Below are 19,951 nucleotides of genomic sequence, written 5' to 3'. Positions count from 1 at the left end.
AACCTACGAGTTCGCGCCGGTATTCCCGCCCGAACTCTGACCGCCGCCGCCTCCGCCGCTGCGACGACGACGGCGCCGACGCGGGGCGCCGCCCTCACCCGACGAGGATGCTGCGCTCGAGCCCTCGGACGCACCAGCGCCGCGGCCACCGCCGGAGCGCTCGCCGCCACGCTGCTCGCCGCCACCCTGGCCGCCGCGACCCTCGCCGCCACCGCCACCGCCACCACCGCTGCGCCGACTGCGCTCACGCGGAGGCCGCGAGGCCTCGCGCTCGACGCGGGGGATGGGGGTCGCTTTGAGGCGGCCCTTCGAGCCCTCGGGAATGTTCAGGTCGGCGTAGAGGTGCGGCGACGACGAGTACGTCTCGACCGGGTCGGGCTGGCCCATGTCGAGGGCGCGGTTGATGAGCGCCCACTTGTGCATATCGGCCCAGTCGACGAAGGTCACGGCGATGCCGGTCTTGCCCGCGCGGCCCGTGCGGCCCACGCGGTGCAGGTAGGCGTCGTGGTCGTCAGGCACGGTGTGGTTGATGACGTGCGTGACGTCGTTGACGTCGATGCCGCGCGCGGCGACATCCGTCGCGATGAGGATGTCTTTCTTGCCGGCCTTGAAGGCGGCCATGGAGCGCTCGCGCGCCTCCTGCGTCATGTCGCCGTGCACGGCGCCGGCGCTGAAGCCGCGATCGTTGAGCTCTTCGACGATCTTCGCCGCCGCGCGCTTGGTGCGCGTGAAGACGACGGTCTTGCCGCGGCCCTCCGACTGCAGGATGCGGCCGATGACCTCGTCCTTGTCGAGCGCGTGCGCCCGGTAGACGATGTGCTTGATGTTCGACTGCCACAGGCCCTCGTCGGGGTCGGTGGCGCGAATGTGGATGGGGCGCGTCATGAAGCGGCGCGCCAGGGCGACGATGGGGCCCGGCATGGTGGCCGAGAACAGCATCGTGTGGCGTGTGGGCTTGGTCTGCGCGAAGAGCTTCTCGATATCGCCGAGGAAGCCCAGGTCGAGCATCTTGTCGGCCTCGTCGAGCACCATGACCTGCACGTCGGCGAGCGAGAGCAGCCGCTGGCTGGCGAGGTCGAGCAGACGACCGGGTGTGCCGACGACGATCTGCGCGCCCGCCTTGATCTGCTCGATCTGGCCCTCGTAGGCCTTGCCGCCGTAGATGGAGACGATCTTGACGTCGCGGTTGGCGGAGGCGAGCTCGAGGTCTTGCGTCACCTGCACGCACAGTTCGCGCGTGGGCACGACGACGAGCGCCTTGACGCCCGGCTCGGGGTGCAGGCCGAGGTGCTGGATGAGCGGAAGCCCGAAACCGAAGGTCTTGCCGGTACCGGTCTTGGCCTGGCCGATGATGTCCTGCCCGCTGAGCGCGAGGGGGATCGTCTGGGTCTGGATGGGGAAGGGCTCGATAATGCCCTTGCTTGCGAGGGCGTCGACCATGTCGGTCTCGATGCCCAGGTCGGAGAAAGTCACGTGGGTGTATCGCCTGTCTATATAGATGAGTGGCACCAGTTTAGCCGCCGCGGGGCCGACCGGTCGCGGGCATCGCTTAGGCTGAGCGGGTGGCATCGTGGTTTCGACGTTCTCGCCCGCGCGCTGAGGCTCCCTCCCTCACCCAGCGTGATGCCGCTGTCGCCGCACTCCGGGTCGATCTGGCCGAGCTGACGCCGCCCGTCGAGCACTTCCTCGGTCAATGCGCCGCACTGCATATGACGTTCTTCGAGGCGCTCAGCCACGCGACCGCGAACGCGCCGCGCATCGCCGACAAGGATGCCCTCGCGCGCGTGTGCGACATCTCGCTGCGCCGCTACCTGGCCCTCGTCGCCGAGCTCGAGCGCCACAAGCTCGACCGCACCGACGTCATGGAGCCGCACCTGATCGGCGTGGAGGAGTTCGAACGCCGTACGCAGGGCGCCGACTGGCACGAGCAGGTCGCGAGCGCGCACGTCACGATCGGCTTTCTCACCGACTTCTGGATGCGCCTCGCGGGAGGCCTGCCGAGCCCCACGCGCGAAGCGGTGCAGGCGGCCCTGAGCGAGGGCGACCTGCAGTCGCCGATGCACCGCATCATCGAGGGGCAGATCGCCGCGAACCCGCGGCTGTCGTCACGGCTCGCGCTGTGGTGCCGTCGCCTCGTGGGCGACACGATGCTGCAGGCCCGCTCAGCCCTGGTATTCCACGGCGACCACGCCCGCGAGGAGGCGCAGATCGAGCCCGTCTTCACCGAGCTCATCGCCGCGCACACGCGCCGCATGGACCGCTTGGGGTTGACCGCCTGATGGCGTACGGAGACGGACCTCGGCCGCAGATGCCCGAGACGGAGCTCGGGCGTCGCTCGGGCATCCTCGCGATCGTCGCGATCGCGGCGGGCGCGATCATCCCGTTCCTCGCCCCCGTGCTCGTGAACCCGCTCGGCACGGTCGGCGTGATCATCTTCGTGACGCTCAACGCCGCCGCGACGATCGCCCTCGTGATCGCCGCCATCATGGGCTGGATCGCGATCGCCGCGCGCAAGGACCGCTCGATCGTGCTGCTCGTCGTGACGATCATCGCGACGGTGCTCGGCGTGCTGTCGCTGCCAGCCCTGTTCTAGCGGTCGCGCGAGCGGGAGCCGGGGCGCCGTAGCGCCCCGGCGATCAGGCTCAGACTGCGCGTCGACGCAGGGCGATGACGCCGGCGCCGGCGAGCAGCAGCAGGCCCGCGAGGGCGGCGAGAGGCAGCGTGTCGCCCGCACCCGTCTCGGCGAGCTCCGGCTCGGTGGGCTCGGCCGTCGGGTTCCAGTTCAGCACCGCACTCGGGTCGGCGATGCCGGCCGCGTCGCGGGCGCTGAGCGTGTCGAAGCGGTCGCGCGCATCCCACGACTCTTCGACCGCGGCGAGCGCGGAGGGCACGAAGAGGGCGGCGGGCTCGAGGAAGGCGCTCTTGGTGACGCCCTCGTCGGTCACAACCTCTTCGGTCGCCCGCAGGTTCTCGTCCGTGCTGGCGGGGGCATCGACGGGCTGCTGCTCGGGGTCGAAGGCGAAGAAGTTCCAGACGTAGAACTGCACGACCTCGACCGACTCGCCCGGAGCGATGTCGGGCAGGGGGTACAGCGTGGCCTGCCGGTCATCTCCGTCGCCCGCCGCGTTGGCAATCGCGGGCGCGACGGCGGCGTCGGTGGTGCCTGCCGCCGTGAGGATGACGGGTACCTCGTAGCTGTCCTCGTCGATGATGTCGTAGATGATCCACAGCAGGTCGCCGTCCACGACGGTGTCGGTGGTGTCAGCCGGGTGGCCGGCGGTGGTCGACGCGCCGAGGCGGGTGTCGTCGTCCTGGTAGTAGTTGTCGCGGAAGCCCACTTCGGCGCCGCTCACGGTGTCGCCGCTCGTGTTGGTGACGGTGATGCGCGACCGCACGGTCACCCCGTCGCTGAAGAATCGCAGCTCGTAGGTGGCGTCGAGCGTGCCGTCGCCGGTCGTCAGAGGCTCGAGGGCGCACGTCGCGATCTCGTCGCCGGTGCTGTCGGCCGCGGGGGAGAGGTCGCCGTCTGCGGCGCACTCGGCGAAGTCATAGTCGGTGGGGCCGGTCGCGTCGGACGCGAGATAGATCGGCTGGAGGCCCGCGTCGAACGAGTCGTCGCCGCCATCCCAGTCGTCGCGCGTCGCCTCCTCGAGCTCTGGTTGCTCACCCGCTTCGAAGTATTCGACGTACCAGGTGGTGCCGCCCACCGTGATGTCGCCGTCCGTGAACGGCGCGGCCGTCGCGGGCGTGGCGACGACGAGCGTGGCGACCACGGCGAGGCCGAGTGCAGTGAGGGGGAGTCGAGCGCGCATGGATGGCTCCGAAGTGAGGGGAAGGGGCGGGGGAGTTTAGCCGAAGCTGATTCGACTCTAGCGCCTCAGCCCGTGCCGAGCGAGCACGGCCGGTCACAAAATTGCTGAGCCCGTCGGGCCGCGCTCTCCCGCGTCAGACGGCGGTCGGCCTCATGAGGCGCTCGAGCAGCTCGGCGTCGGCAGTCTCGCGCCGCTTCGGCAGCGCCAGCGCGACGGCGAGGGAGGCGAGCGGGCCGAGCACGAGGGCGATGACCCAGATCCAGCCGCCGTCGAAGGTCAGGCCGAGCCACACGCACACGGCCCACACGGCGGCCGTCGCGGCGGCACCGACGGCAGGCACGAGGAGGAGGCCGTGCGTCTGCCGCCCGGGAACGAGGTAGCGCACGCCGAGCGAGATCGACGCGCCGATGACGGTGACGAAGAGCAGCTCCACGGTGCGCTCTTAGCCGACGAAGCCGACGCGGCGGGCGGAGTCGGAGCCGATCTCGACGTAGCCGATCGCGGTCGTCGGCACGAGGTAGTGCTTGCCCTTGTCATCGGTCAGCTCGAGGAGGGGCGCGCCCTTCTCGATCGCCGCCGTCACGGCCTTCTGAATGTCGGCGGCGGGCTGCGACGACTCGAACGAGAGCTCGCGGGGGCTGTTGAGAATTCCGATGCGAATGTCCACGTCCGTCAGCGTACCTTTTCGCCCTGCGGGCCGCGGCCGCGTTCACTGTGGGCGCAGTGCGGGCCGCGCCCGACGGTGTCTGACGCCGCCAGTAGCGTGGAGTCATGACCGCCCTCGATGCCGCGCCCCCCGCGCAGCTCGCGCATCCGGTCTCGCTGGATGCCTCGCAAGAGGCGGTGCTGGATGCCCGGCTCGGGCCGGGCGCGGTCGTGCTCGGTGCGCCCGGCACGGGCAAGACGGCGACGGTCGTGGAGCTCGTCGCGCACGCCATTCAGGTCGACGGTCTCGACCCGGAGCGCGTGCTCGTTCTCACGCCGTCCCGGCGCAGCGCGACGGCGCTGCGCGATCGGCTGGCACTGCGCCTGGCGGGCCCGGCCTCGGTGCTGCCCGGTCCGCTCGCGCGCTCGATCGCCTCCTACGCGTTCGGCGTCGTGCAGGCGGATGCTCGGCTCACGGGCACCCAGGAGCCACGGTTGCTCAGCGGTGCCGATCAAGACTCCGACATCGCCGAGCTGCTCGATCGCGGCGAGCTCGAGGCTGTGCTGGGCGCGGCCGCCTCGCCCGGGCCCACCTGGCCGGAGCACCTCGGGCCGGAGGTGCGGCAGCTCACGGCGTTCCGCACCGAACTGCGCGACGTGCTCGCCCGGCTGTCGGAGCACGGCTGGGGCACCGACGACCTGCGGGCGGCGGCGGCGCGGCTCGACCGACCGGAGTGGGCCGCGGTCGCCGACTTCGCCGACGAGTACCGCGACAGCCTCGGCGGTGCGCGGCTCGGGCAGCAGGACCCGGCGGAACTCGTGCGCGCGGCAGTCGGCCTCCTCGCCGACCCGCACCCGGCGGCTCCCGAGGCGCCCTCGCTCGTGATCCTCGACGACGCTCACGACGCGACGCCGAGCGGCTTCGACCTGCTCGCGGCGCTCGCCGCCCGCGGGGCGACCGTGATCGCCCTCGGCGACCCGGACGTCGCGACCAACACCTTCCGCGGGGCCGAGCCGGAATCCCTCACGCGACTCGCGGGCCTTCCCACCCTCGTGCTGGAGACGGCGCACCGGCAGAGCCCCACGCTGCGCGCCCTCACGGTGCAGCTCACGAGCCGCATCGGCGCGGCGGCGGCCGGTGCGCAGCGTCGCGCACGGCCGGGGCACAGCGTCGAGCCCCGCGGTGACGAGCGCAGCGGCGCGGGGGCCGAGGCGCCCGAGCTCGGCGGCCCCCTCCTCGCGCTGACCGCCTCGAGCCCCGCGCGCGAGCGCACGCTCATCGCCGACGTGCTGCGCGAGCGCCACCTCATCGACGGGGTGCCGTGGTCGCGCATGGCCGTCATCGTGCGCAGCGGCGCTCTCGTGCCGCCGCTCGTTCGGGCGCTCGCCCTCGCCGAGGTGCCCGTGCGCAGCACCGCTCCCGGGCGACCGCTGCGCGAGCATCCGGCCGCCCGCGCCCTCATCCGCCACGTCGACCTCGGGGTCGGGCGTGCGCCGCTCACGGCGGAGGCCGCGACCGAGCTGCTGCTCGGGCCGCTCGGCGGCCTCGACCGCGTCGACCTGCGCCGACTGCGACGCGCCCTGCGCGCGGAGGAGCTCGCCGGCGACGGCGCGCGCACTGCCGACGAGCTGCTCGTCGAGGCGCTCGCGGCTCCCGACCGGCTCGCGACCATCGACCACCGGGTCGCGCGCCGTGCAGCCCGACTCGCCCGAACGCTCGCGCGCATCGGCGAGAGGCATGCGGAGGGCGCGACCGTCGACGAGCTGCTGTGGATCGCGTGGGACGACGCGCGCGTCGTCGAGCGCTGGCAGCGCGAGGCCGTCGCCGGCGGCACGACCGGGGGCGAGGCCGATCGTGCGCTCGACGCGGTCGTTGCCGTCTTCACGACCGCGACCGTCATCGTCGACACCGTGCCCGAGGCCACGGTCGAGACCTTCCTGTCGCGCGTGCTCGACAGCGACGTCGCCGATGACCTCCTCGCGCCCGCCCGCACGACCGAGGCGGTGCTCGTCACGTCCCCCTCCGCGGCGGCCGGTCTCGAGGTCGACGTCGTCGTCGTCGCGAACGTGCTCGATGGGGTGTGGCCCGACCTGCGCCTGCGCGGCAGCCTCCTGCACGCCCCGCTGCTCAGCCGCGTCGCGCGCGGCCTGCCCACGGGCGACCTCGACGAGCGGCGCCTCGTGCTCGAGGACGAGCTGCGCATGTTCGCCCTCGCGATCTCGCGCGCCCGGCGCCAAGTGGTCGTCACCGCGAGCTCGGGGGAGGACGAGCAGCCGAGCGCCCTGCACGAGATCGTCGCGGAGGCGAGCGACGACAGGGGCCCGCGCCGCGACGGGGCTGAGTACGCGGCGCCGCCGCGCCGCGACGGGGCTGAGTACGCGGGGCCGCCGCGCCGCGTCATCCGCGCTCGCTCCCTGCGCCGCACCGTCGGCCAGCTGCGCCGCGTGCTCACCGACCCCCACGAGAGCCACGACCGGCGCGCGGAGGCCGCAACAGCGCTCGCACGCCTCGCCGCAGAACGTGTGCCCGGAGCCGACCCGGACGACTGGTGGGGCCTGCTCGAGGTCTCCACCGAGGCGCCGCTCTTCATCGAGGAGGAGACCGTCGGGCTGTCGCCGAGCAAGATCGAGAGCATCGAGCGGTCGCCCCTCGACTGGTTCCTCGACACGATCGCGCCGGGCGAGAGCACTCCCGCGATGGGCATCGGCACGATCGTGCACTGGGCTCTCGAATCACTCAGCGCCGAGGTTCTCGACCCCGCTGCCCCGCCCGCAGTGGGCGTCGAGGAGGTGTGGGCGGCGATCGAGGCGCGGTGGAGCGAGCTGAGCTTCGAGTCGCCGTGGCTCGCCGAGCAGCAGCACCGCCTCGCGCGTCGCTACGCCGTCGGGCTCGCCGACTACCTGCGGGATGCCGCTGCCGAGGGCCGCGCGGCCGTCGCCGCGGAGCAGCGCTTCGCCGTGCAGGTCGACCGCGTGCAGGTGCGCGGCATCGTCGACCGCATGGAGGTCGGCGCCGAGGGTGCGCTGCGCATCATCGACCTCAAGACGGGTCGACCCGAGACGAATGCCGCAAAGGTCGCCGCGAACGCGCAACTCGGCGCGTACCAGCTCGCCTTCGCCGACGGCGCCTTCGACGAGGCGCTCGAGGAGGCGCTGCGACCCCTGCGCGAGAGCGGGGCTCTCGACCCCGCGGCACCCGTGACCGCGGGCGGCGCCGTACTGCTCTATGTGCGCGAGGGAAAAGGCGACCAGTCCTACCGCGAAGCCGTGCAGGCCGTGCTCGACGACGAGGCACTCGAGGCCTTCCGTGATCGGTTGCGCCTCGCGCTCGCGGCCATCACCGTCGACCAGCTCGCGGGGCCCCGCACCGTGGGTCGCTACGACTACGGCTCGCTCGCCCACCGGGTGCACCGCGTGCCACCCGTCACGGGGGACGACTCGTGAGCGGCGCGCGCGCAACGATCAGCGGTGGACCTATCAGCGCAGACGCGATCGCCGACGCACTTGGCATCTACCGTCCGACCGCCGAGCAGCGTGCCGTCATCGAGGCTCCGCTCGGCCCGGCCCTCGTCGTCGCGGGAGCCGGCTCGGGCAAGACCGAGACGATGGCCGCGCGCGTGCTGTGGCTCGTCGCCAACGGTCATGTCGCGCCCGAGGGCGTGCTGGGGCTCACGTTCACGCGCAAGGCAGCAGGTGAACTCTCCGCGCGCATCCGGTCGCGCCTCATCGCGCTCGGCGCGAGCGGGCTCTTGCCGCCCGGCCCCGACGGCGCCCCGCTCGTGGATGCGTTCACGCAGCCGACCGTGTCGACCTACAACTCCTTCGCCTCGAGCCTGTACCGCGACCACGCGGTGCTCATCGGCCGCGACCCCGACGGCGTCGTGCTCGGGGAGGCGGGCGCCTGGCAGCTTGCGCGCGACATCGTCGCCACCGCGACGGATGCCCGGCTCGCCGACCTCGACCTCTCCGTCGACTCCGCGACCGAGGCCGTGCTGCGTCTCGCCCACGGCCTCGCCGAGCACCACGCGACCGTCGACGACCTGCGGGCTCTCATCGCCGAGTTCGTGCGCATGCGCGACCTGCCGAGCCCCGACCGGCACGCGCGCGCCGACGTCGACCGACTCGCGACGACCCTCGACGCGACGCTGCCACTCAGCGACCTCGTCGAGCGTTTCGAGCTCGCCAAGCAGCGCGAGGGCTACGTGGCGTTCTCCGACCAGGTGACGCTCGCCCTGCAGATCGTGCGCGCCCACACCGAGGTCGCGGCGGGCATCCGCGCGCGGTACCGCGTCGTGCTGCTCGACGAGTACCAGGACACCAATGTGGCGCAGACCTGGCTGCTCGCCGAACTGTTCGGCGGCACCCCCGTCATGGCCGTCGGCGACCCGCACCAGTCGATCTACGGCTGGCGCGGCGCGAGCGCGGCGGGGCTCGACGACTTCGCGACGCGGTTTCGCGGGGCTGACGACGATGGGGGCGCGGAGCAGCCCGTCGGCCGCTACTCGCTGAGCATCAGCTGGCGCAACGGCGAGCGCATCCTCGACGTCGCGAACGCGCTCGTGGAGCCGCTCACGACGCCCGGCAGCGTCGCCGTCGCGCGACTCGAGAGCGGCCCGAGCGCGAGCGCGCACGCCGTCGAGACGGTCTTCGAGGAGCAGGTGCACGAGGAGGCCGCCGCGGTCGCGGCATGGCTCGCCCATCGCCTCGGGGAGCCCGTCGTGGGAGCCTCGCCTGGAGCGACCGACGATCACGGCAGACCGCTGCGCCCGAGCGCGGCGCTCCTGATGCGCAACCGCACGACCCAGCCCGTGTTTCTCGCCGCCCTGCGGGAGGCGGGGGTGCCGTTCCATGTGCTCGGCATCGGCGGACTGCTCGAGGAGCCCGAGATCAGCGACCTCGTGTGCGCCCTCGCCGTGCTGCACGACCCGAGCGCGGGCACCGAGCTCGTGCGCCTGCTCGCGGGCCCGCGCTGGCGCATCGGCGTCGCCGACCTGCACGCGCTCTCCCGTGTCGCGAGCTGGCTGCGTGATCGCGACCTGGCCCAGCGCCCTCTCGCTCCCGAGGTCATCAAGGCGCTGCGGGCCTCCGTCGCCGCGGGCGACGGCGTCTCCCTCGTCGACGCCCTCGACTTCGTCGCGACTGCGCGCGAGGACCACGGGCAGCTGCGCCGCTTCAGCGCTGCGGGCCTCGCGCGGCTACGCGAGGCGGGCCGCGTGCTCGCCACCCTGCGCGGGCGCAGCTCGCTCGCGCTGCCCGACCTCGTCGTCGCGGTCGAGCACGAGCTGCAGCTCGATATCGAGGTCGCCGCAAACCCGTACCGCGTGCTCGGGGACGCCCCGCGCACTGCCTTCCTCGACGCCCTCGACAGCTACCTCGGTCTTGCCGACCACGCGACCCTCGGCGGCTTCCTCTCCTGGCTGCGCGAGGCCGAGTGGCGCGACAACCTGTCGCCGCGCTCGGAAGACCCCGAGCCCGGCACCGTGCAGGTGCTCACCATCCACGGCGCGAAAGGGCTTGAGTGGGACCACGTCGCCGTGCCGCGCTGCGTCGACGGCGAATTGCCCGCGCGCCCGCGCGACGGCACGAAGGGCTGGCTGAGCCTCGGCGTTCTTCCCTACGAGCTGCGCGGCGACGCCGCCGAGCTGCCGCAGTTCGCCTGGCGCGGCGCCGCCGACCGCAAGGAATTGCTCGACGCGGTGAAGGACTTCCAGGCGGAGGTCGCCGCCCATCACGAGCGCGAGGAGCGCCGGCTCGCCTACGTCGCCGTCACGCGCGCGCGGCACCGCCTGCTGCTGAGCGGATCGTGGTGGGCGAGCCAGACCCAGCCGCGCGGGCCGAGCAGCTTCTTCCGTCCCCTCGCCGAGCGGAGCATCCTGCCCCCGTGGCCGGAGGCCAGCGAGCACGAGGAGAACCCCCGCCCGCCCGAGGACGACACCACCGCGTGGTGGCCCGGCGACCCGCTCGGTCGGCGGCGCGGCGAGCTCGAGGCGGCCGCGCAGCGCGTGCGCGCCGTCGACGCGAGCCGGTACGAGGATGCCCGTGCTCGACCCGGCACCGACCCCTACGGCTGGCACGCCGACGTCGACCTGCTGCTCGCCGAGCGCAACGAGCGGCGCCGCCGTGCCGACCTCGTGCCCGTGCCGCTGCGCGTGCCCGCCTCGGCGTTCAAGGACTTCGTCGGCGACCCTGCAGGCTCGGCCGAGCGGCTGCGCCGCCCCGTGCCGCAGCGGCCCTACCGACAGACTCGGCTCGGCACGGTCTTCCACCGCTGGGTCGAGCAGCGGTACGGCCTCGCCACTCTGCCCGACACCGTCGACGGCCTCGCCCTGCCCTTCGGCGGAGAGAGCGACGACGCGCCGGCCGAGGATCTCGATGAGGCCGCCCTCTCGGCACTGCAGCGCACCTTCGAGACCTCGCCGTGGGCCACCCGGCAGCCGCTCGATGTGGAGCGCGAACTGCACGTGCCCTTCGCCGGGCGCATCCTCGTCTGCAAGATCGACGCCGTGTACGCGACGACCCTGCCCGATGGCCGCGACGGCGTCGAGATCGTCGACTGGAAGACCGGGCGCGCTCCCCGCGACGACGACGACCGCCGCGCGAAAGAACTGCAGCTCGCCCTCTACCGCCTCGCCTACGCGCGCTGGAGCGGGCGGCCGATCGACGACGTCAGCGCCGCGTTCTACTTCGTCGCCGACGATGCCGTGCTGCGGCCCGACGACCTCCCCGACGAGTCAGAACTCGCCGCGCTGTGGGAGGCCGCGCTCACCGGGCGGTGACGACGGCGGCGTCGACTCGCTGAGCTGGATCGCGTCGGTGAGCGTCGCGCTGCGCGACGGTTCCGGGGTCAGCGGGTTCATGACGTCGCCCTGCACGCGATCGAGCAGAGCACCGAGCATCTCCACGGCGTCGTCGACGATCTCTGTCGAGCGCTGCTCGGTGCCGTGCAGCAGCCAGCGTGCCACCTCGAGCTCGGCGGCGAACACGGCGCGGCGGCCGACCTGGCGGTCGTGCATCCCGCGCGCCTGGTGGTAGGCGTCGAGGCCGCTCTCGGCGACGAGCGGGTCGCTCGCGCCGAGCAGCCAGAACAGGTCGCGCGCCGGGTCGCCGACCTGCAGGTGCGACCAGCCGAGCACGCCCGTGACGGTCTCGCCGACGGTGAGGAACGAGGATGCCCCCAGGGAGCCGTTGATGACGGCCGGGCTGAACTGCCACAGCGTGGAGTCCTCCGCCGCAGCCTCCCAGCGGGCGAGCAGTGCCGCGGGCACGAGCCCGGTCGCTGCGGCGCGGTCCATCGTGACGACGGCGTCGCGCACGACGTCGGTCGGGCGTCGCTGCGGCAGTCCCACGTCGGCGACGACGCTCGTCGGCAGACCGTGGATCGCGGCGATCGCGTGACCGATCGACGCGGCGATGCCGGGAGTGATGCCCTCGAGGGTGAGCGGTGTGCCGGCCACGAACTCGGAGACGAGAGCGCGTGTGCCGTCGACGGGGGCCTGGCCGAGCATCCGGGGCACCGCGAACGGCAGACGCGACCGCACGCCGTCGCTCAGCGCGCGCAGCGCGACGAGGTCGGCCGACTGCTCGTTCTCGGCGGCTGGCGTGCGCGGAACGCGGATGACGAGCGAGCGCCCGTCGCGGGTCGACAGTAGCGCAGAGTCGACGTCACCGCGCCCCTGCGAGCCGAGCGCGGCCGCCCCCGCGACCTCGAGGCCGGGCACGGCGGCCGTCGCGAGCGCGGCTAGAGTGAGGGGCGAACGGGCCATACCGACAGAGTAGGTCGAGGCGCGTGCTCGGAGGCCCGCGCCACGCAGTGCGCCCGGTCAAGAAGAGGGCTCACCATGCATCGATCACTCACCGCTCAGTTGCCGCTGTCGCGCTACCGCATCGACCGCGACCACCTGACGCGGGAGCGGCCGCGTCTGTTCGAGGAGCTCGCGGAGGACCCCCGCACGCGCGTCATCGCGCTGTGGCGCGGTGAGGTGCTCATCGCCGAGGACGACGAGGCGCCCGCGCTGGAGTACCTCGTGACCGATACCGTGCCCGAGGGACTGCTGCGCATCTACCTGGGTCGCGCACTCGACGTCGACCCGGCACTGCCCGCCGGCTCGCCCATCGTCGCCGCGGTGTTCGACGACGAGGCCGCGAAGGCGCTCGACGTCGACATCGCTCGCTGGCGCAGCCCGCGCACCCTCGGCCACCGTCTCGGCGACCGTGACGCCGGCCTCGCGATCGAGGCGCTCGGCATCGCCAACTGGCACGAGACGCACCGATTCTCCCCGCGCACCGGCCACTCGACCACCCCGGCGAAGGGCGGCTGGGTGCGCATCGACGACGAGGACGGCCAGGAGATGTTCCCGCGCACCGATGCGGCGATCATCGTGGGTATCACCGACGCGCAGGATCGTCTCGTCCTCGGCAGCAACGCGCTGTGGGAGTCGAACCGGTTCTCGCTCCTGGCCGGCTTCGTCGAGCCGGGGGAGTCGCTCGAGGCCGCCGTCGTGCGCGAGGTGTTCGAGGAGACGGGCCTGCGCATCATCGACCCGCAGTACGTCGGCTCGCAGCCGTGGCCGTTCCCCGCCTCCCTCATGCTCGGGTTTCGCGCGACGCTCGACGCGGACGCCGACAACCTCCTGCGCCCCGACGGCACCGAGATTCTCGACCTGCGCTGGTTCAGCCGCGACGACCTCGCCGACAATCTCGACTCGATCCTGCTGCCGGGCCGCACCTCGATCGCGCGCGCGATCATCGAGGACTGGTTCGGCGGCCCGCTCGAGGATTCGTGAGCGATCCCGACCGCCTGCTCGCAGGTCTCGACGAGCGGCAGAAGGAGGTCGCCGAGACGCTGCGCGGCCCGCTGTGCGTGCTCGCCGGTGCGGGCACGGGCAAGACGCGCGCCATCACGCACCGCATCGCCTACGGCGTTGCGACGGGCACGTACGACCCGCAGCGCGTCATGGCGCTCACCTTCACGACGCGCGCGGCGGGCGAGCTGCTGGGCCGCCTGCGCGCCTTGGGGGCGGATGGCGTGCAAGCACGCACCTTCCACTCCGCGGCCCTGCGTCAACTGCACTACTTCTGGCCCGTCGTGGCGGGCGGCCACCCGCCGCGCATCCTCGACGGCAAGGGGGCGCTCATCGGCCATGCCGCGAGTGCGCTCAAGCTGCGCCTGGATACGGCGGCGCTGCGTGACACCGCCGCCGAGATCGAGTGGCGCAAAGTCTCGCGGCTGCGGCTCGAGGAGTACGCGCGCGTCGCCCACTCGCGCACGCTGCCCGCGCAACTGAGCGTCGACGCGATGGTCGCGCTGCACCAGCGCTACGAGGATCTCAAGGACGAGCGCAAGCAGATCGACTTCGAGGATGTGCTGCTGGCGACGGCGGGCATGATCGAGAATGAGCCGCGCGTCGCCGAGCAGGTGCGCGAGCAGTACCGCTTCTTCGTCGTCGACGAGTACCAGGATGTCTCGCCGCTGCAGCACGACCTGCTCGCGCTGTGGCTCGGCGGGCGGCGTGAGCTGTGCGTCGTCGGCGACGCCTCGCAGACCATCTACTCGTTCGCGGGCGCGACGAGCGACTACCTCGTGCGCTTCGGCAGCGAGTACCCCGAGGCGCGCGTCGTGCGGCTCGAAGACAACTACCGCTCGAGCGCGCCCATCGTGACGCTCGCCAACCGGCTCATGCGAGGCCGCCCCGGAGCACTCACCCTGCACGCCGCGACGGAGGGCGCGCAGTCGGGCCCGACGCCGCGCGTGAGCGCCCACGTCGACGACGCGGCGGAGGCGGCGAGCATCGCGCAGTCGATCGCGCAGCGCATCGCCGACGGCACGCCGCCCGAGTCGATCGCCGTGCTGTACCGCATCAACACGCAGTCGATCGCGCTCGAGGCGGCTCTGCGGCGCTTCGAGGTGCCCGTGCAGTCGCGCGCCAACAGTCGGTTCTTCGACCAGCAGGAGGTCAAGCAGGCGATTCTCCTGCTGCGCGGCGCATCGATCTCGATCGTCGACGAGCCCCTGTTCAAGAGCGTGAGCGACGTGCTGCGCGGTCTCGGCTGGCGGCAGGACCCGCCGGAGGGCGGCGGCGCCGAGCGGGTCGCGTGGGAGAGCCTCAACGCCCTTCTCGGTCTTGCGGAGGAGGCGCCGCCGGGCACGAGCCTCGCCGACTTCGTGCGCGAGCTGCAGCGCCGTCAGCAGCAGCAGCACGAGCCGACCCGTCAGGCGGTGACCCTGTCGACGCTGCACGCGGCGAAGGGCCTCGAGTGGGACGCCGTGTACATCGCCGGGCTCAGCGAAGGGCTCGTGCCGATCACCTTCGCGCAGGGGCTCGAGGCGGTCGACGAGGAGCGCCGACTCCTGTACGTGGGCATCACGCGCGCCCGGCGGGCCCTCGAGCTCTCGTGGAGCAAGCGCGCGTCGAGCGCCCGAGCCGAGCGCGCCCCGAGCCGCTTCCTCGACGAGGTGCGGGCTCCCGCGGCGCCGAGCGGCGCCGGCGTCAGCGCGTCTCGCTCGCGGGCGCGCTGAATTCGAGCCCGCGGCATCCGCATCGCTCCGAAGCGGCCCACCGCGTGACGGTGCGCGTGTCGTCGACGACATCGAGGCGGATGCTCGTTCCGCTGCCGCCCCGCCCCGCCGCGAGCTCGCGCAGCATCGTGAGGGTCTCGAGCGCCGCGAGCGTCGCGGTGAGGCCCGACTCCGCCGCCGCCCGACGACCCCACAGCTGACTGCCGATCGCGAGCCACGCGGGGTCGGCGTCGGCGCGCTGCTGCTCGAGGCACGCGAGGCACGGGCTCTCGCCGGGCACGACGAGCGGGCCGATCGTGACGGCGCGCTCGCCGAACACGACGGGAAGGTGGGGAATGTCGCGCCGCAGCCACGTCAGGTGCTCGAGCGGGTCGGCGACGTGGTGGCTCACGAGCACGGCGGCCTGCGCCGCGGGCTCGCGCGCTGCACCGCTCGCGGGGCCGCCGACGATCGTGCACCCAGCCTCGGCGAGCACGCGGCTGATGCTTGCTCGACCGTCGACCGTGCCGCGCACGGCGACGCGGGCCGGAGGCGCGGTGATCGCGCGTGAGCCGCGAAGGAGTGCGGGCTCGAGGCGCTGCAGCAACTCGTCCACGCGGGCACGGCGCACTCCCGCGGCCGTGGCGGAGCGGTCGAGCGCCGCGCGCGTGGCTCCCGTGGCGAGCGTCGCGATCACGCGGGCATCCCCGTCGTCGACCTCCTCGAGCACGACGGCGACGGGGTCGACGCCGATCTGCAGGCTGAAGGGCGAGCGCCACACGAGGGGTCGGGAGGGGTCGAGTCGCAGAATCATGCCGCACATGATGCGCGCGCGGCTGACCGCGCTGCGGCAACTCTGCACAGCCTCTGCACGCGGACCAGCTACGCCCGGGGGGAGTCCTCGTCATCGTCGGGGCCGCTCGGCTCCTCGCCGGGGGCGCCTTCGCCGGGATTGCCCTCAATGGGGCGGTCGCCGCTGTCGTCGGCGAGCAGGTCGCTCAGCGCGCGGTCGACGTCGTCGGGCTCGGCGCTCTCGCCCGTGAGGCTCGCGATGACGCGTTGCGGGTCGTCGATGTCGTCGCTCGAGGGCAGCAGATCCGGGTGCGCCCACAGCTCATCGCGGCGCGTCGCGCCCACCGCGTCGGTGATCGCCTGCCAGAAGGCCGCGGCCTCCCGCAGTCGGCGCGGGCGCAGCTCGAGGCCCACGAGGGTCGCGAAGGCGCGCTCGGCCGGTCCACCGGAGGCTCGGCGGCGTCGTACGGTCTCAGCGACCGCATCGGCGCGGGGGATGCGGGTCGTCGCGTGCGCGGTCACGACGTCGACCCAGCCTTCGATGAGGGCCAGAGTGGACTCGAGGCGGGCGAGGGCGGCGAGCTGAGCATCCGACTTCGGGGGGATGAGCGCGCCGCTCGTGAGCGCCTCGCGCAGGCTCTCCGGGTTCGCGGGGTCGAATTCGGCCGCGAGCGACTCGATGCGCTCGGTGTCGATGCGGATGCCCCGGGCATACTCGGTGATCGCGCTGATGAGGTGCTGCCGCAGCCATCGGGCGTGGCGGAAGAGGCGGGCGTGCGCGAGTTCGCGCACCGCGAGGTAGAGCTGCACCTGGTCGTGCGGAATGTCGAGGTCGGCGCCGAACGCGGCGACGTTCTGCGGCAGGAGGGAGGCTTGCACGTCGTGCTCCTCGCGCCCCGGGAGAAGGGGGATGCCGATGTCGCCGCCCGAGACGACCTCGGCCGACAGCTGGCCGACGACGTGCCCGAGCTGGAGGGCGAAGAGCGTGCCGCCGAGCGAGCGCATCATCTGGCCCGCGTTCTCGACCATGCTCTTGAGCTCCTCCGGCACCTGATCATCGAGCACCTCGGTGAGCGAGTCGGCGATGGAGAGCGCGACGGGCTCGGCGAGCTGCGTCCACACCGGCAGGGTCAACCGAGCCCAGTCGGCGCGCGTCGTGAGGCTCGGCTCGCTCGTGAGCTGCGTGATGCTCGTCGCTTCGTCGAGCCACAGCGCGGCGAGGTGCAGCGCTTGGCGCAGCTCGTCGAGCTGGGTCTGGTTGGGCCGCAGCGAGCCCTCGGCGGCGATGCGGCCGGCCTCGTCGCGCGCGAGCTGCCAGTTGATGCCCTCGCCGGTCGAGTTCATGGCCTGCTGCAGCTGGCCCATGAGGCGCGCGACCATGAGCGGGTCGGTCGGTAGCCCTGCGGCACCCGCGAGCTTCGACGGGTCGATATCGCCCTCGCCCGCGAGGAATTTGCGCATCATCTCGCGGAACTCGTCCTCCGCACCGCCTAGGGGATCCTCAGCCATGGCCCCTACGCTAGTGCGAGTGTCTGGCGCCGACCGATCAGGTTCGCGCCGGGCGGAATGACCCGGCAGTCTGCCGTGGATCGGCACGGCGAGAAGAGGGTGCGGGTGAGTCTGTTCAGTGAGGATGCGGCAACCGCCGAGCTCGAGGCGCGGTCGCGAGACCGCCGGGTCGGTTGGACCCTCCTGGCTCTCACGCTGTTCGGCGTCGTCGCCCTCGCGATCCTGCCCTCGCCGTACGTGATCGAACGGCCGGGGCCGGTGTTCGACACGCTCGATGCCGTCTCGGTCGATGGCGAGGATGTACCGCTCATCGACATTCCCACCGAGCCCACCTACGACACTCCTGGCTCGCTCGCCCTCCTCACGGTCAACGTCGTCGGCAATCGCGACAGCCGCCCCTCCTGGTTCGACGTGCTGCAGGCGTGGATCGACCCGACGCAGGCCGTCGTGCCGGTCGACTCGGTCTTTCCCGAGGGCGTGTCGACGGAGGATCGCCGTGAGCAGTCCCGGGTCGACATGCAGAACTCTCAGCGCGAGGCCGTGGCCGCCGCATTGCGTGCCCTCGGGGAGCCGTACGAGAGCTCCCTCGTCGTCGTCGAGTCGATGCAGGCCGGGCCGGCGGAGGGCGTGCTTGAGCCCGACGACGTGATCGTGTCGGTCAACGGCACGGCTGTGCGCGATGTCACGGCTCTGCGCGAGCTCATCAGCGTGAACGGCACGGGCGGCCCCGCGGAATTCCTCATCGTGCGCGGGGGAGCCGAGCAGACGGCGCTCATCACACCCGTCCTCAGCGACGGCCAGGATCGCGTGCCGATCATCGGCGTGCTCGTCGCGGGCGAGTACGAGTTCCCCTTCGAGGTGGAGATCGAGCTCAGCAACGTGGGTGGCCCGAGCGCGGGCATGATGTTCGCCCTCGGTATCGTCGACAAGCTCACGCCGGGTTCGCTCGCGGGCGGCGCCGAGGTCGCGGGCACGGGCACGATCGCGGCGGATGGCGCGGTCGGCCCCATCGGCGGCATCCAGCAGAAGATGCACGGCGCTGTCGACTTCGGCGCCGACTGGTTCCTCGCTCCCGCGGCGAACTGCGGCGAGGTCGTGGGCGCGGTGCCCGACGGGCTCGAGGTGTTCTCGGTCGCGACGCTCGACGAGGCGATCGTGGTGCTGCAGACGATCGCCGACGAGGGCGATCTCGATGCTCTGCCGCGCTGCGACGCCTGACCGCCCCTCCGTGTAGACGCCCCTACTTGTAGACGGTCGGCAGCGCCGGGTCGCCGTCGCCCAGGCGCATCGCCTCTGCGGGCAGCTCGGCCACGGCGGCGGCGCAGTGGGCGCGCGCGAGCTGCACCCCCTCCGGGCCCATCCAGCGGGCATCCGCCTCGCCGTCGGTCACGAGCGGAACGGTCAATGAGCGGATGCTCGGCTCACCCTCACTGCCGACCCCGCTGCCCGTGGCGCCGCCGTCGGGCCGGCCGTCTCGCGTGTCGTCGATGATGACGTGCTCGGCGACCGCGCGACCGCGGCCGTCGATGAGGCGCTCACCGCGCTTCGTGCCGCCGCGCGAGACCTTGCCCGGGGAGGTCTTCGCGACGGGCTGCCAGTCGCCGCCCTCGGGCGCCTGGTGCGCGACGAGCTTGTAGACAAGGCCCGCGGCGGGAGCGCCCGAGCCGGTCACGACGGAGGTGCCGACGCCGAAACTGTCGACGGGGGCGCCGCGCAGACCCGCGATGGTGTGCTCGGTGAGGTCGCTCGTGACGGTGATGCGCGTGCCCGTCGCCCCGAGGGAGTCGAGCTGGGCGCGCACCTCCCGCACGAGCGAGGGCAGGTCGCCCGAGTCGAGGCGCACGGCGCCGAGCTCGCGGCCGGCGACGCGCACGGCGGTCTCGACGCCGCGCTCGACGTCGAAGGTGTCGATGAGCAGCGTCGTGCCCGTGCCGAGGGTCTCCACCTGGGCGCGGAACGCATCCTCCTCGCTGTCGTGCAGGAGCGTGAACGAGTGCGCGGCCGTGCCCATCGTCGGCACGCCCCAGCGACGCCCGGCCTCGAGGTTCGAGCTCGCGTCGAATCCCGCGATGTGGGCGGCCCGCGCGGCGGCGACGGCGGAGGCCTCGCTCGTGCGGCGTGAGCCCATCTCGGCGAGCGGCCGGCCGTCGGAGGCCGCGACCATGCGTGCGGCCGCGCTCGCCACCGCGCTGTCGTAGTTGAGCGTGCTGAGCACGAGAGTCTCGAGCACGACCGCCTCGGCGAAAGTGCCCGTGACGGTCAGCAGGGGCGAGCCGGGCACGTACACCTCGCCTTCGCGGTACCCCGTGATGGATCCGGCGAAGCGGTAGTCGGCGAGCCACTCGAGCGTGGTCTCGCTCACGACCCGCTCGCGGGCCAGCCACGCGAGGTCGTCCTCGTCGAAGCGAAAGTCGGCGAGAGCATCCAGCAGTCGCCCCTGCCCGGCGACGACGCCGAATCGGCGCCCTGCGGGCAGTCGGCGCGCGAAGACCTCGAAGACGCACGGGCGCAGACCGCGGCCCGAGTGCAGGGCCGCATCGATCATGGTGAGTTCGTAGCGGTCGGTCAGCAGCGAGGTCGTCACGCGCCCAGACTACGCGCGCTCCGCTGCTCGTCGGCATGACGGATGTCGCCGGCGCTCGCTACGCTCGGCGCCACCGACGGGGCATGCCTGCATCGTCGCCGCGGAGCGTGGGGA

15 protein-coding genes are annotated in these 19,951 nt (G+C 72.8%); 7 read left to right on the top strand and 8 right to left on the bottom strand.

The features are described from left to right. Nucleotides 1-3 precede the first annotated feature (3 nt). Nucleotides 4-1,473 (bottom strand): DEAD/DEAH box helicase, encoded by a 1,470-nt coding sequence (locus FK219_RS00360; RefSeq protein ID WP_152581916.1) that lies wholly within the window; start codon nt 1,471-1,473, stop codon nt 4-6. A gap of 89 nt (nt 1,474-1,562) precedes the next feature. On the opposite strand from FK219_RS00360, the gene FK219_RS00355 reads away from it, so the two are divergent. Next, nucleotides 1,563-2,279, top strand: coding sequence for a ferritin-like fold-containing protein (locus tag FK219_RS00355; RefSeq protein WP_152581915.1), 717 nt, complete (start codon nt 1,563-1,565; stop codon nt 2,277-2,279). A gap of 29 nt (nt 2,280-2,308) precedes the next feature. Then, the gene (locus tag FK219_RS00350) at nt 2,309-2,593 is read left to right on the top strand and encodes a hypothetical protein (protein WP_152581914.1); all 285 of its coding nucleotides are present in this window, start codon (nt 2,309-2,311) and stop codon (nt 2,591-2,593) included. 49 nt (nt 2,594-2,642) lie between these two features. Here the strand turns inward: FK219_RS00350 and FK219_RS00345 are convergent, their stop codons facing one another. The 3 genes from FK219_RS00345 to FK219_RS00335 all read right to left on the bottom strand — a co-directional run bounded on the left by FK219_RS00345 (nt 2,643) and on the right by FK219_RS00335 (nt 4,479). Further along, a complete protein-coding gene (locus FK219_RS00345) occupies nt 2,643-3,812 on the bottom strand; it encodes an LPXTG cell wall anchor domain-containing protein (protein WP_152581913.1) in 1,170 nt (389 codons plus the stop codon). A 133-nt stretch (nt 3,813-3,945) separates the two neighbouring features. Continuing rightward, a complete protein-coding gene (locus tag FK219_RS00340) occupies nt 3,946-4,245 on the bottom strand; it encodes a hypothetical protein (RefSeq protein WP_152581912.1) in 300 nt (99 codons plus the stop codon). A 9-nt stretch (nt 4,246-4,254) separates the two neighbouring features. Beyond that, nucleotides 4,255-4,479 (bottom strand): DUF3107 domain-containing protein, encoded by a 225-nt coding sequence (locus tag FK219_RS00335; RefSeq protein ID WP_152581911.1) that lies wholly within the window; start codon nt 4,477-4,479, stop codon nt 4,255-4,257. A gap of 104 nt (nt 4,480-4,583) precedes the next feature. On the opposite strand from FK219_RS00335, the gene FK219_RS00330 reads away from it, so the two are divergent. Further along, the gene (locus FK219_RS00330; RefSeq protein ID WP_152581910.1) at nt 4,584-7,901 is read left to right on the top strand and encodes a UrvD/REP family ATP-dependent DNA helicase; all 3,318 of its coding nucleotides are present in this window, start codon (nt 4,584-4,586) and stop codon (nt 7,899-7,901) included. Next, the gene (locus FK219_RS14045) at nt 7,898-11,233 is read left to right on the top strand and encodes a UvrD-helicase domain-containing protein (RefSeq protein WP_152581909.1); all 3,336 of its coding nucleotides are present in this window, start codon (nt 7,898-7,900) and stop codon (nt 11,231-11,233) included. Before FK219_RS00330 ends, FK219_RS14045 begins: the two co-directional genes overlap by 4 nt. On the opposite strand, the gene FK219_RS00320 is transcribed toward FK219_RS14045, so the two are convergent. After that, nucleotides 11,189-12,220 (bottom strand): phosphotransferase, encoded by a 1,032-nt coding sequence (locus FK219_RS00320; protein WP_152581908.1) that lies wholly within the window; start codon nt 12,218-12,220, stop codon nt 11,189-11,191. The genes FK219_RS14045 and FK219_RS00320 overlap by 45 nt on opposite strands. Before the next feature lie 75 nt (nt 12,221-12,295). On the opposite strand from FK219_RS00320, the gene nudC reads away from it, so the two are divergent. Both nudC and FK219_RS00310 read left to right on the top strand, forming a co-directional pair. Further along, on the top strand, nt 12,296-13,240 hold the full coding sequence (nudC, locus tag FK219_RS00315) for an NAD(+) diphosphatase (protein WP_152581907.1): 945 nt from the start codon (nt 12,296-12,298) through the stop codon (nt 13,238-13,240). Continuing rightward, nucleotides 13,237-14,973, top strand: coding sequence for an ATP-dependent helicase (locus tag FK219_RS00310; RefSeq protein WP_328821544.1), 1,737 nt, complete (start codon nt 13,237-13,239; stop codon nt 14,971-14,973). The genes nudC and FK219_RS00310 overlap by 4 nt, the downstream gene beginning before the upstream one ends. Here the strand turns inward: FK219_RS00310 and FK219_RS00305 are convergent. Together FK219_RS00305 and FK219_RS00300 are read right to left on the bottom strand one after the other, a co-directional pair. Continuing rightward, nucleotides 14,945-15,766 (bottom strand): hypothetical protein, encoded by an 822-nt coding sequence (locus FK219_RS00305; RefSeq protein WP_152581906.1) that lies wholly within the window; start codon nt 15,764-15,766, stop codon nt 14,945-14,947. The two genes, FK219_RS00310 and FK219_RS00305, sit on opposite strands and share 29 nt — an antisense overlap. A gap of 68 nt (nt 15,767-15,834) precedes the next feature. Beyond that, nucleotides 15,835-17,253 carry a zinc-dependent metalloprotease gene (locus FK219_RS00300; protein ID WP_152581905.1) on the bottom strand — a complete coding sequence of 473 codons (1,419 nt, stop codon included), beginning with the start codon at nt 17,251-17,253 and terminating at the stop codon, nt 15,835-15,837. Between the two features lie 105 nt (nt 17,254-17,358). Between FK219_RS00300 and FK219_RS00295 the strand changes: the two genes are divergently transcribed. Then, nucleotides 17,359-18,471 carry a YlbL family protein gene (locus FK219_RS00295; RefSeq protein ID WP_328821543.1) on the top strand — a complete coding sequence of 371 codons (1,113 nt, stop codon included), beginning with the start codon at nt 17,359-17,361 and terminating at the stop codon, nt 18,469-18,471. Between the two features lie 22 nt (nt 18,472-18,493). On the opposite strand, the gene FK219_RS00290 is transcribed toward FK219_RS00295, so the two are convergent. Continuing rightward, nucleotides 18,494-19,837: a nicotinate phosphoribosyltransferase gene (locus FK219_RS00290; RefSeq protein ID WP_328821542.1), complete on the bottom strand. Its 1,344-nt coding sequence runs from the start codon at nt 19,835-19,837 to the stop codon at nt 18,494-18,496. Nucleotides 19,838-19,951: the final 114 nt, after the last annotated feature.

Origin of the sequence: Microcella pacifica, from assembly GCF_009371975.2 — a bacterium.
In the GTDB taxonomy this organism is placed as follows: Bacteria; Actinomycetota; Actinomycetes; order Actinomycetales; family Microbacteriaceae; genus Microcella; species Microcella pacifica.
This window is presented reverse-complemented; position numbering and strand designations above follow the sequence as displayed.